The following is a 12,283-nucleotide window of genomic DNA, read 5'->3' as shown; positions in this document are numbered from 1 at the left end:
CAGTGACCCAGCTCATCACCACGGAACTGGTCGAGCTCGACCAGAACCTGGGCAATGCCCCCGAAGCGGTGATCCGGCATCTGGCAAGCAAGGTAGCTGCCACCGGACGCGCGTCAGAAGTTGAAGGCCTCTTCGCCGATGCCTTCGCCCGCGAGCAGAAGACCGCCACCGGGATTCCCGGCGGCATCGCCATCCCGCACTGCCGCTCTGCCGCAGTCACCGTACCCACCCTGGCCATGGCCCGGCTGAACCCGAAGGTGGACTTCGGCGCCAAGGACGGTCCCGCCGACCTGGTGTTCTTCATCGCCGCTCCGGACGGGGCGGACCAGGAGCACCTGAAGCTGCTCTCCAAGCTGGCCCGCTCCCTCATCAAGAAGGACTTCACCGCGGCCCTCCGCAACGCCTCCTCGGAGGCCGAAATTGTGGCTCTCGTCGACGGTGCCCTGGCGGACAAGCCGGCCGCGCATGCCGCAGCCGCTCCGGCTGACGCAGTCCCGGTTGGCGCCAGCGTTGGCGCGGCAGGCGCAGCGGGTTCATCCGCTGCCCCTGTCGCCGGGGAGGCCTCGACCGGTTCAAGCGCGGGCCGCGGGCCCAAGCGCCTGGTAGCCGTTACTGCGTGCCCCACCGGCATTGCCCACACCTACATGGCCGCGGATTCGCTGGTGGCTGCGGCCAAGGAAATGGGTGTTGACCTTCAGGTGGAAACCCAGGGTTCCTCCGGTGCCAAACCACTGGACCCGGCGGTTATCGCAGCAGCGGACGCAGTGATCTTCGCTGTGGACGTGGACGTGCGCGGCAAGGAACGCTTCGCAGGCAAGCCCGTCATCAACGCTCCGGTCAAGCGCGGCATCGACGAGCCGGCAAAGATGGTCCAGGAAGCACTTGCCGCGGCTGACAACCCCAACGCCCACCGCGTGGCTCACTTCGGTGCCGAAGAGCAGGCCGAGCACGAGGCAGAAGAAAAGGGCGAGCACATCGGCCAGAAGCTCAAGAAGGCGCTGCTCACCGGTGTCAGCTACATGATCCCGTTCGTTGCCGGCGGCGGCCTGCTGATTGCGCTGGGCTTCCTCCTGGGCGGCTACAACATCACCACCGTGGCAGACAAGGTGGTGTTGGCGAACAACTTTGGCAACCTTCCCGAGGGCGGCCTCGCCATTTACCTCGGCGCCGTCCTGTTCAAAATCGGCGCGCTGTCCATGGGATTCCTGGTTCCTGCGTTGGCCGGCTACATCGCCTACGCGATCGCTGACCGCCCCGGCATTGCACCGGGCTTCGTTGCCGGCGCAGTTTCCGGATTCATGGGTGCCGGCTTCCTCGGCGGCATCGTAGGCGGCCTCCTCGCCGGCTACGTTGCGCACCTGATCGGAACCTGGCAGGTGCCCCGCTGGCTCCGCGGCCTGATGCCCGTGGTGATCATTCCGCTGCTCGCTTCGATCGTTGCCTCCGGTTTGATGTTCCTGGTGCTCGGCGGCCCCATCGCCGGACTCACCACGGCGCTCAACAACTGGCTGTCCGGCATGACCGGCGCTTCCGCCGTCGTCCTGGGAATCATCCTTGGCCTGATGATGTGCTTCGACCTCGGTGGTCCCGTCAACAAGGTGGCCTACGCCTTCGCCGTGGCCGGCCTGAGCGCAGGCAGCGCAGCCAACCAGGCACCATGGCAGATCATGGCCACCGTGATGGCCGCGGGCATGGTCCCGCCGCTGGCCATGGCACTGGCCACGGTCCTGGACAAGAAGCTCTTCAGCCTGGCTGAACGTGAGAACGGCAAGGCTGCGTGGCTGCTGGGTGCCTCCTTCATCTCCGAAGGCGCCATCCCGTTCGCCGCGGCCGATCCCCTGCGCGTCATCCCCGCGAGCATGCTGGGCGGCGCACTCACCGGCGCACTCACCATGGCCTTCAACGTGACGTCCCAGGCACCGCACGGCGGGATCTTCGTCTTCTTCGCCATTGGCAACCTGTTGATGTTCGTGATCTCGATCATCGCCGGCACCGTGGTCAGCGCGGTGGCAGTGGTGGCCCTGAAGCGCTGGGCAGCCAAGAAGACCGTTGATACGGTTGAACCGGTTCCCGTAACCGTCTGAGCCGGCATAGCCACAAACCTCACCGGCCGCTGAACCGTCAGCGGGCCGAAAGACAAAGGAGCAACAATGCCAGAACGCACCGCAACCGTCGCCAGCCGCGTGGGCCTGCACGCCCGCCCCGCCGCCATCTTCGCGGAGGCAGCCGGCGAGTACGACCTGGACATCACCATCGCCCGTGAAGGCGAACCGGCCGACGAGGCCATGGACGCCGCCAGCATCCTGTCCCTCATGAGCCTGGGCGCTTCACACGGCGACGTTGTGGTGCTCCGCGCCGAAGGTGCCGGCGCAGACGATGCGCTCAACCACCTGGTGCAGATCCTGGAAACGGACCACGACGCCGAGTAGCAGCCACGCTGTCTGACGGCAGCACAACGCAGGCGGCCGCCGTCGGGCTTTCACCATTAGGAGGAAGCCCGACGGCGGCCGCTTGGCATTTAAGCGTTGGGCGGGCTGGCGGAGTTCAACCGCTCTCGGCGAGTGCTTTGACGCCGGCCAGGAGCTTGTCCCACATGGCTTTCGAATGCGCGGCGGCTTCTTCGCTGGGGTTGTTGTCCTGGGCCAAGGTCAGCCGGGTGGCGCCGCCCTGAGCCTCAAGGGTCCATTCGAGCGTGTGGTAGTTCTCCGGTTTGTCCTCCTGGCCGGACAGCGGGCTGAAGTGGGTGTGCACCAGTTTCCGTCCCGGCTCCACCGCCAGGATTTCGCCCTTGTCCTGGTAGGCCTTTCCCTCCCACTCGCCCTGCCAGGTGATGGGGCTTCCAACGTTCCAGTCTGTCTCCAGCGTGGCCCCGAACATGAACTCCCTGACGGCAGCCGGGTCCGTAATCACCTTCCACACGCGTCCGGGACCTGCGTTGATGGTGGTGGCGGATGTTGCCACGTGGTCTTCCGCCATCGCTCAAGCCTTCTTGGCCGTAAAAATCAGGTACTCCCATTCCATTTGGAAGGGGACATCGCCGTGGGCGTCGCCGAAGGAATCAGCCAGTTCCGTAAGGGCCTGGTCCAGTGCCTTGACCTTGTCCTGGTCCTCGCCGAGTGATTTGTAGACGGAGATGATGGGGCCGTAGTGGGACTTGAAGTACCTGACGAAGTCCGCAGGCTGGTGGAAGCTCCTGACGGCCAGGTTCTGCTTCCGGGTATGGATCCCTGTGACCCTGTCACCCAAAAGTTCGCGGATATGCTCCTCACTCCCCCACAGAGGCGCCGGCTGCGCGCCCGGCGGGGGCGGTGGAGCGAACGGCTTCAGGACTGCAAACATCCGGCCGATGAATCCTTCCGGCGTCCAGCACAGCAGCCCTACGGAACCGCCCGGCTTGGACACCCGGAGCAGTTCGTCGGCGGCCGCCTGGTGGTGCGGTGCGAACATGACACCAATGCAGGACATCACGACGTCGAACTCCGCATCGCCGAATGGCAGGGCCTCGGCGTCCCCTTCCTGCCACTCCAGGCTGACGCCGCGGTTTGCGGCCTCCCGGCGCCCTGCCTCGAACAGCTCGGGGGTGAGGTCACTGGCCACCACCTTGGCGCCCATCATTGCTGCCGGGATGGCGGCGTTGCCGGTTCCGGCCGCGACGTCCAGTACACGCTGACGGGACCTGATGCCGCAGGCTTCGACCAGGACGGCGCCCAGTTCCAGGAGCATCTCGTCGGCGAGGGCCGGGTAATCCCCTGACGCCCACATGGCCCGGTGCTTCTTCTTGAGCTCCCGGTCAGCGTCCACTAAGTCGGTCTGGTTGTCCATGTCCGTGCCCCTCTACGTGTCCGTTCAAATGAGCGGCAGCACACTGTTTGGCACAGCGGAGGCTGCGATGCGACTCATTGTGGACGCGATACCGGCCGGTGTAAAGGCACCGACGCCGTGAAACACCAGGGTCAGGCGGGCTTGCGGGCCCTGGTGGTCTTGGCAGCAGGCTTTTCTGCCGTCTTGGTACCCGTGGACTTGGCTGCCGTGGACTTTGTTCCAGCGGACTTGGTGTCCGCCGCTTTGGAAGCAGTTGATTTGGCGGCCGTTGATTTGGCTGCGGCCGACTTGGACGCCGTTACTTTTGAGGTTGTTGTCTTGGAAGCCGTCGATTTTGATGCGGCAGTCTTGGTGCCCGATGCCTTGGTAGCGGAAGACTTTCGCGCAGGTTTGGCCGCCTCCGCTTCCTCGTCCCCGGTGTCCGCTTCGTCGTCGGAATTCCCGCTGGAGGCGGCCTCCCCGCCGCCGCGCTTCCTGTCCAGGCTCCGTTTGAGGGCCTCCATGAGGTCGATGACCTCGCCCTTCCCGCCTTCGCCGGCTTCGACGCCGAAGGTTTCCTCCGTGTCCAGCGATTCGCCCTGCTCGAGCTTGGCGTCGATGAGCTGGCGGAGCTGCACCTGGTACTCGTCGGTGAAGGAGGTGGGGTCGAAGTCGGCAGCCATGGATTCCACCAGGGCCGCTGACATGTCCCGCTCCTGGGAAGAAATCTTGATGGACGCTTCCAGGGACGGGAAGTTCGCCTCCCGCACCTCATCGGGCCAAAGGAGGGACTGCAGCACCAGCACGTCGTCCTTGATCCGCAGCGCCCCCAACCGGGTCTTCTCCCGCAGTGCGAACTGGACGATGGCCACCCGGTCCGTGTCCTCGAGCGCCCGCCTAAGCAGCACGTAGGCCTTGGGCGACTTGGAGTCCGGTTCCAGGTAATAGCTCTTCTCGAACATCATGGGTTCAAGCTGCTCCGACGGGACGAACTGCACCACTTCGATTTCGTGGCTGTTCTCCGCGGGAATGGACTTGAGCTCGTCCTTGGACAGGACCACCGTGCGGCCGTCCTCCTCGAACGCCTTCTCGATGTCCGAGTAGTCCACCACCTCGCCGCACACCTCGCAACGGCGCTGGTAACGGATCCTGCCGCCGTCGGCATTGTGAACCTGGTGCAGACTGATGTCATGATCTTCAGTGGCGCTGTAGACCTTCACTGGCACGTTGACCAGCCCGAACGCGATGGCACCTTTCCAGATGGCTCTCATTCATACAGTCAACATCAGAGCGGGCCGGAGGTGAAGCCCCATGGCCGCCAGTAGGGAACGTGTCCGGGTTGCGGGACGCGAATTGACCCTGACCAACCTGGACAAAATCATCTATCCGGAGACCGCCACCACCAAGGCGGACGTGCTGGCCTACTACGCTGCGGTGGCCCACGTCCTGATTCCGGCGGCGGCCAACCGTCCGGCCACCCGCAAGCGGTGGGTCAACGGGGTGGGGACGGCGGACAAGCCGGGTGAGGTGTTCTTCCAGAAGGACCTGGAGGACTCAGCCCCGGGCTGGCTGCCGCGGGCGGCCATCACGCACAAGGACCGGACCATCCACTACCCCATGGTCAATGACGCCGCCACGCTGACCTGGTTCGGCCAGATCAACTCGCTCGAAATCCATGTGCCGCAGTGGCGGGTGGATTCGCACGGGAACCAACTGAATCCGGACCGGCTGGTGCTGGACCTGGACCCCGGTGAGGGGGCCGGCCTGCCGGAATGCCGCGAAGTGGCCCTCCTGGCGCGGTCCATCCTGGAGGATGTGGGCCTGGACCCGGTGCCGGTGACCAGCGGCAGCAAGGGCATCCACCTTTACGCGGCACTGGATGGTACGCAGACCTCGGAGCAGATCTCGGCCTTCGCCCGGGAACTGGCTAGGGCGCTGGAGGCCGACCACCCGGACCTCGCCGTCAGCGACATGAAGAAGTCGCTCCGCAAGGGCAAGGTGCTGGTGGACTGGAGCCAGAACAACGCAGCGAAAACCACCATTGTCCCCTACTCACTGCGGGGAAGGCCCACGCCGCTGGTGGCCGCACCGCGGACCTGGCGGGAAATCGAATTTCCCGGGCTCAAGCACCTGGACTACCACGAGGTCCTGCGGCGGGTGCAGGACGGCAAGGACCTTTTCGCCGCCGTCGTCAACGCTGCGGCCGGTGCTGCGGCGGGCGCCGGGGAGAGCGCTCAGGAGGGTGGTCAGGACGCTCGCCACGGCCAGGGGGAAGCACCCCACGACGGCGATCCGCGCCTGGGCAAGTACCGCGCGATGCGCGATCCCAAGGCAACGCCCGAGCCGTTCGCAGGCATCGCGTCCGGCGGCAACAGCTTTGTGATCCAGGAGCACCACGCCAGCCGGCTGCACTACGACCTCCGGCTGGAACACGAGGGCGTCCTGGTGTCGTGGGCGCTGCCCAAGGGAATTCCGGAGTCAGGCACGAAAAACCACCTGGCGGTCCAGACCGAGGACCACCCCATGGACTACCTCACGTTCCACGGCACCATTCCCAAGGGCCAGTACGGGGCGGGTGTCATGACCATCTGGGACACCGGCACCTACGAGCTGCACAAGTGGATCAACGGCAAGGAAGTCATCGTCACCTTGAGCGGCTCCGACGGCGGGGGGCTGGGCGGCAGCAGGAAGATCGCGCTCATCCACACGGGGCGCGGACAGGGCAAGGACGCCGAGGGCCAGTGGCTCATCCACCTGATGGACCAGGAGCATCAAGGGGGACGACGGCGGCAGGCAGCTCCCGCCGCGACGCGGGCACCGGCAGCGGAAGAGCGGGAAGAGGACGACGGCGGTGGGGCGGCTGCACCCGGAGCCAGCCTTAGGGAGCCGGCCGGCTCCGCCGCCGCCACCGTTGCCGAGCCACTGGAGTATCAACCGATGATGGCAACGTCCGGGGACGCCGCCGACCTGCAGGGCAGCAGCTGGCAGTACGAGCTCAAATGGGACGGGGTCCGGGCCATCCTGGTGGCGGACCGGGAGAAGGTGCGGATCTTTTCCCGCAACGGCAACGACGTCACCCGAACCTATCCGGAGTTCACGGACCGGGCCTGCTGGCCGGAGCATCCGTTCGTGGCGGACGGCGAGATCATCGCCGTCGGGCCCGGCGGGAAGCCGGACTTTGGCCTGCTGCAGGGCCGGATGAAACTGACCCGGGCCGCCGACGTCGCCAAGGCACGCACCGCCATCCCGGTCCAGCTGATGCTGTTCGACCTGTTGTTCGACGATGGGGAAGATCTTCGGCGCCTGCCGCTTAGCACCCGCCGGCGGCGGCTGGAGGAGTTCTTCCGCCCGTCCGGCTGCCCGGTGGACCTGTCCGTCGTGCTGGACGAACCCGTGAAGCTTCTCCTGGAGAGCGCGCAGGAACTTGGCCTGGAAGGGATCATGGCCAAGCGGACGGACAGCCGCTATGTGAGCGGCCAGCGCACCCGGACGTGGATCAAGCTCAAGACGGAGCAGACCCAGGAAGTGGTGGTGGGCGGCTGGCGGCCAGGAAAGGGCGGGCGGCAGGACACGGTGGGGTCGCTGCTGGTGGGCATTCCCGACGGCGGCAAGCTGCAGTACGTGGGCCGCGTCGGCAGCGGCTTCAGTATGCGGGAGCTTACGGAACTGCGGCAAACGTTGGAGCGGCTTGGCCGGGAAACCTCACCCTTCCATGAAGTCCCCCGCCCCGATGCTGCAGACGCCCACTGGGTGTCGCCCGAGCTTGTCGGCGAGGTGACCTACAGCGAGTGGACCGGGCCCGGGAGGTTGCGGCATCCCCGCTGGCGCGGCTGGCGGGTGGACAAGGACCCGTCCGAGGTGGTCAGGGAAGGCTGACCGGCGTTTTTAGATGCGCAGGTAACCCCACGACGCACAAATTACCTGGCACCTGCAACATTGTGGGGCGCCAGGTAATTTGTGTGTGGACGGGTTTTAGGTGCCGGCTACGTGTTTTCGGTACCGGCTACGAGGAGTGCGGCATCTGCGGCCGGCCGGTGCGGTGGACGGCGGTCACGGCCGCTTCATGTCCCATCCGGCCGTGGCCCGCGGCCCGGTCCTTGGGATGCCGCCGCTTTCCGTAGCCGTCCGGCCAGCCGCTTTGCTGCCCGAGGGGGGCGCCCATGGCCGCAGGGCCCGGCGCCGTCGGCGCATCCATGGCAGCCGCAATGTGATCCGCCACCTCAGGGTTGATGTGGAACTGGTTGGACTCTTCACCCATTGTGGTTCTTCCCTTCTTTCCTTCGTTCTTCCTTGAATCGAAACGCCAACGAAAGCGTCCGGGCGCGCGCGGACTACTGCCCGGAAAGAGGTGTCTTCATCGCTCCACCATAGGCACGCCAGGAGGTCCTGTGAACCCCCTCCAGGGACGGTGGCCCCAATCACTTTCGCGGCCGCGATCACCAAGAAATGGGCCCTAAAACGGTTCCCGGCGGAAAATTTTTGGTAACGCCGCCGTTGAGCAGCGTGCTTCCCAGTAATGGCGCGGGAAACGGCGGCACAAAAAATTGTGGAAACCACCCCTGAAGCGGCCCAAAAGGGCGCACTCTACGCCATCGAACTGTCCGCGCGCTACAGGCATCACGTAAAATTGAAGGCCTGCCCAGAGCGGGGCAGCTACAAGTCGCAAGCAAATGACCTCCATAGGAGTTGCCCAAATGCCCACAGACCGAAGCAGGACCGACTCTCCAGCAGGCGCCAGGAACGCCCGCGGAACAGACCCGGCAGCCCCCGTGGCCGCCAAGAAGCCCAGGCTGTTGCCACGCCGCCGGCTCAAGGAATCCGATGTCAACGTGGTGGACCAGCCCATGCTCAAAAAGGCACTCGGCGGAACCATCGTTGGCAACACCATGGAGTGGTACGACGTAGGCGTCTTCGGCTACCTCATCACCACCATGGGCCCGGTGTTCCTTCCGGAATCCGATCCCACCACCCAGACGCTGTTCCTGCTGGGAACCTTTGCCGCCACCTTCATCGCCCGCCCCCTGGGCGGCGTGATCTTCGGCTGGCTGGGCGACAAGGTGGGACGCCAAAAGATCCTGGCCACCACGCTGATGATCATGGCGGCAAGCACCTTCGCCGTCGGCCTCCTGCCCGGGTACGCACAGATCGGACTGTGGGCTGCCGCACTGCTGGTGCTCCTCAAGGTGGTCCAGGGCTTTTCCACCGGTGGCGAGTACGCCGGTGCCACCACGTTCGTGAGCGAATACGCGGCCGACAAGCGCCGCGGCTTCTTTGCCAGCTTCCTGGACCTGGGCAGTTACCTGGGCTTCGCCATTGGCGCCGCCCTGGTCTCCGTCCTGCAGCTGACGCTCGGCCAGGACACCATGGAGGACTGGGGATGGCGCATCCCGTTCCTGGTGGCAGGCCCGCTGGGCCTGATCGCCGTCTACTTCCGGAGCAAGATCGAGGAATCGCCGCAGTTCCAGGCAACCCTTGATGCCCAGGAAGAGATCGCCAAGAACGCATCCGCTGGTGATACTGCCACGGCCAAGGGACCGGTGGGAATCGTCAAGGCCTACTGGCGCCCCATCGTCGTTGCCATGGTGGTGGTGGCCGCCGCCAACACGGCCGGTTACGCCCTCACCTCCTACATGCCCACTTACCTGACGGAGTCCAAGGGCTACGACGAAGTCCACGGCACCCTGCTCACCATTCCGGTGCTGGTGGTCATGAGCCTGTGCATTCCGCTGACCGGCAAGCTGTCAGACCGGATCGGCCGCCGCCCCGTGCTCTGGATCGGCGCCGTGAGCACCATCGTGCTGGCTCTGCCCGCCTTCATGCTGATCGGCATTGGTCAGATTTGGTCCACCCTTGCCGGGCTGGCCCTGATCGCCTTCCCGGTGACGTTTTATGTGGCCAACCTGGCCTCGGCGCTCCCGGCCCAGTTCCCCACATCCAGCCGCTACGGAGCCATGGGCATTGCCTACAACTTCGCCGTGGCCATCTTCGGCGGGACCACACCGTTCATCGTGGCAGCCCTGATCAGCGCCACGGGCAACGACATGATGCCCGCCTACTACCTCATGGCCACCTCCCTCGTGGGCGCCATCGCCATCTACTTCCTGAAGGAATCGGCCAACCGCCCCCTGCCGGGATCCATGCCCAGCGTGGACACGCAGGCAGAGGCAAGGGAACTGGTGGCCACCCAGGATGAAAACCCGCTGATCAACCTGGACGAACTGCCGTTCGAAACCCAGGACGCCCTGGACACCCAGGCACACCGCGGGGTTCCGGCGGGAGCCTAGCCTCCAGCCGGCCACCCGGGCACTCTTGTAGCCCACGCTCACAGGCCCGTCCCTGTGCTTCCTTGGGGGAAGCACAGGGACGGGCCTTTGCGTGCCTGCGGATTTCCTATTGTGACTGCCGGCAGTATGACTCTGCCGCATGCCGGTGATACGTTCCCAAAGGCCTTCGGGCCGCCGCAGGACAACAAGACAGGACAGGTGTCGCCGGACATGAAGCGCGTAGTGGCACAGGTGCGCGCACTCCACCGGCTGGAGCCTGCCACCAATGACCACCTTGCCGCACTGCGCGTGGCCCTCAGCGTTGCCGCCCCCTCGCTGCTCCTGCTGGCCGCCGGGCGGACCGACCTCATCATCTACGCCGTGTTCGGCGCATTGACCGGCATGTACGGCCGCTTGGAACCGCACCAGCTGCGGCTCCGCCACCAGGGGCAGGGTGCCCTGGTGCTGCTCAGTGGCGTGGCTGTGGGCGTGACGCTGTCCATCAACCACATCCACTCGTGGTGGCTGGTGGCGGTGGAGGCCATCCTGGCCGGAGTGGGCTCCGTGTACTCGGACCGCGTACGGCTGAAACCGAACGGGCCCTTCTTCGGAATCCTGGCCCTTGGGGCGTGTGCCTCCGTTCCCACCACAGTCCCCTGGTATGCCGCGCTGCTTATCGCCGCGGCATCATCAGCATTCTCCATCCTCATCGGCTTCAGCGGCTGGGTGCGGCAAAGGGCATGGGAAGCCGGGGCCACCAGGAACGTGCCGTCCCGTTCGGCCGCAGGGCAGCGGGAACTGAGCGTCCACGCCGCCCGGTACGTCCTGGCCGTGGGTGCTGCCGGAACAGTGGGTGTCCTAAGCGGCAGCGGCCACCCGCACTGGGCCATGGCGGCAGCCGCCGTACCGCTCGCCGGCGCCGACCTGCCCAGCAGCGTCCGGCGGGGTATCCACCGCATCGTGGGGACGCTCCTGGGCCTGGTGGTTACCGCCGTCGTAATCCTGCCGGGGCCCTGGGCACTGGCCGCCCTCTATCCGGCATTTCAGGAGCCGGTGCACCAGGCCACGGTGCTGGCCCTCCTGGTCATCCTTTTCCAGTTCGCCACCGAGCTGTTCATGACCCGGCACTATGGCCTGGCCATGGTCTGGTTTACGCCGGTCATCCTGCTGATGACGCAGCTGGCCGCCCCCACCGAACCGCAGGTCCTGATCCTGGAGCGCGCGGTGGAAACCCTGGTGGGTGCTCTGTTGGGGATCCTGGTGGTGGTGGCTGTCCGCCGGCCGGGAGCCCGCACCCGGACTCCGCTCCCGGGCCTACTTCGGCTTCCGCGCCGGCCCAGCCATTAGCCGCGCCGGAGCCACCTTGGCCACCGCCGCCAGCACCTTGTAGCGCTTGGACGGGATGGACACCGCCTTGCCGCGCTCGTTGTCCGCCAGGCCTTCACTGACCACCCGCTCGGCGCGCAGCCAAGTCCACGACGGCGCCACGGACTTGTCCATCCCCATCCGGTCGTGGAACTCCGTGTGGGTGAAGCCGGGGCAGACGGCCGTGACCTTGACGCCCCGCGTGCGGTAGGCCAGGTTCGCCCACCGGCTGAAACTGACCAGCCAGGCCTTGGCCGCGGAATAGGTGCCGCGGGGCAGGAACGCGGCCACACTGGCCACATTGATGATCCGTCCCTCCCCGCGCTCCAGCATGCCCTTCAGCGCCGCGTGGGTCAGGACCATGGACGTTTCCGCGTGCAGCTTCAGGTGCTTCTTCTCCTCCGGCGCGTGGTTGTCCTCAAAGTTGTGCAGCAGCCCGATCCCTGCGTTGTTGACCAGGATCCCCACCGGCCGGCTGGTGTCTTCCAGGCGTTCGACGACGGCGGCGACGTCGTCGTCGTCCGTCAGGTCTGCGGGGAGCACCTCAGCCATGATGCCGTAGCGGCGCCGGAGGTCCTCCGCTGTTTCCGCCAGCCGGGACGCGTTGCGCGCCACCAGGACCAGGTCATGCCCCTGGGCCGCAAGCTGCTTTGCGAATTCATGGCCCAGCCCTGCGCTGGCCCCGGTGACAAGTGCTGTGGTGCGCGAACTCGATGGCGTCATGCTGCAAGCCTAGCCAGAGAGACGGCCGCGCAGTGCAGGCACTCCCGCCCATCCTGACTTGTGCATTAATTAGTAAGCATGCTTTGCTTATGACGTAGATGAACCTCCGCAAGCAGTTCGCGGCGGGGCTG

At 66.0% G+C, this 12,283-nt stretch carries 10 protein-coding genes; 5 read left to right on the top strand and 5 right to left on the bottom strand.

Annotated features, from left to right (window positions below):
* Window positions 1-2 precede the first annotated feature (2 nt).
* Window positions 3-2,084 carry a PTS fructose transporter subunit IIABC gene (locus FBY36_RS11165; RefSeq protein WP_142119394.1) on the top strand — a complete coding sequence of 694 codons (2,082 nt, stop codon included), beginning with the start codon at window positions 3-5 and terminating at the stop codon, window positions 2,082-2,084.
* 66 nt (window positions 2,085-2,150) lie between these two features.
* On the top strand, window positions 2,151-2,429 hold the full coding sequence (locus FBY36_RS11160) for an HPr family phosphocarrier protein (protein ID WP_056333115.1): 279 nt from the start codon (window positions 2,151-2,153) through the stop codon (window positions 2,427-2,429).
* A gap of 115 nt (window positions 2,430-2,544) precedes the next feature.
* On the opposite strand, the gene FBY36_RS11155 is transcribed toward FBY36_RS11160, so the two are convergent.
* The 3 genes from FBY36_RS11155 to ku form a co-directional block, all read right to left on the bottom strand.
* Window positions 2,545-2,976, bottom strand: coding sequence for an SRPBCC domain-containing protein (locus tag FBY36_RS11155; RefSeq protein ID WP_142119392.1), 432 nt, complete (start codon window positions 2,974-2,976; stop codon window positions 2,545-2,547).
* Window positions 2,977-2,979: 3 nt separating this feature from the next.
* The gene (locus tag FBY36_RS11150; protein WP_142119390.1) at window positions 2,980-3,822 is read right to left on the bottom strand and encodes a class I SAM-dependent methyltransferase; all 843 of its coding nucleotides are present in this window, start codon (window positions 3,820-3,822) and stop codon (window positions 2,980-2,982) included.
* 131 nt (window positions 3,823-3,953) lie between these two features.
* The gene (gene ku / locus FBY36_RS11145) at window positions 3,954-5,072 is read right to left on the bottom strand and encodes a non-homologous end joining protein Ku (protein ID WP_142119388.1); all 1,119 of its coding nucleotides are present in this window, start codon (window positions 5,070-5,072) and stop codon (window positions 3,954-3,956) included.
* Between the two features lie 40 nt (window positions 5,073-5,112).
* Here ku and FBY36_RS11140 point away from each other — a divergent pair, with 40 nt between their 5' ends.
* Complete coding sequence (locus tag FBY36_RS11140) at window positions 5,113-7,677, top strand: ATP-dependent DNA ligase (protein ID WP_142119386.1); 2,565 nt, start codon at window positions 5,113-5,115, stop codon at window positions 7,675-7,677.
* 127 nt (window positions 7,678-7,804) lie between these two features.
* Here the strand turns inward: FBY36_RS11140 and FBY36_RS11135 are convergent, their stop codons facing one another.
* Window positions 7,805-8,059, bottom strand: a complete 255-nt coding sequence (locus FBY36_RS11135; protein WP_142119384.1) for a hypothetical protein — start codon at window positions 8,057-8,059, stop codon at window positions 7,805-7,807.
* A gap of 436 nt (window positions 8,060-8,495) precedes the next feature.
* On the opposite strand from FBY36_RS11135, the gene FBY36_RS11130 reads away from it, so the two are divergent.
* Window positions 8,496-10,085 (top strand): MFS transporter, encoded by a 1,590-nt coding sequence (locus FBY36_RS11130; RefSeq protein WP_142119382.1) that lies wholly within the window; start codon window positions 8,496-8,498, stop codon window positions 10,083-10,085.
* A gap of 210 nt (window positions 10,086-10,295) precedes the next feature.
* The gene (locus tag FBY36_RS11125) at window positions 10,296-11,411 is read left to right on the top strand and encodes an FUSC family protein (RefSeq protein ID WP_142122597.1); all 1,116 of its coding nucleotides are present in this window, start codon (window positions 10,296-10,298) and stop codon (window positions 11,409-11,411) included.
* Here FBY36_RS11125 and FBY36_RS11120 read toward each other — a convergent pair.
* Window positions 11,379-12,152 (bottom strand): SDR family NAD(P)-dependent oxidoreductase, encoded by a 774-nt coding sequence (locus tag FBY36_RS11120; RefSeq protein WP_142119380.1) that lies wholly within the window; start codon window positions 12,150-12,152, stop codon window positions 11,379-11,381. The genes FBY36_RS11125 and FBY36_RS11120 overlap by 33 nt on opposite strands.
* Window positions 12,153-12,283: the final 131 nt, after the last annotated feature.

Origin of the sequence: Arthrobacter sp. SLBN-122, from assembly GCF_006715165.1 — a bacterium.
Taxonomy (GTDB): Bacteria; Actinomycetota; Actinomycetes; order Actinomycetales; family Micrococcaceae; genus Arthrobacter.
This window is presented reverse-complemented; position numbering and strand designations above follow the sequence as displayed.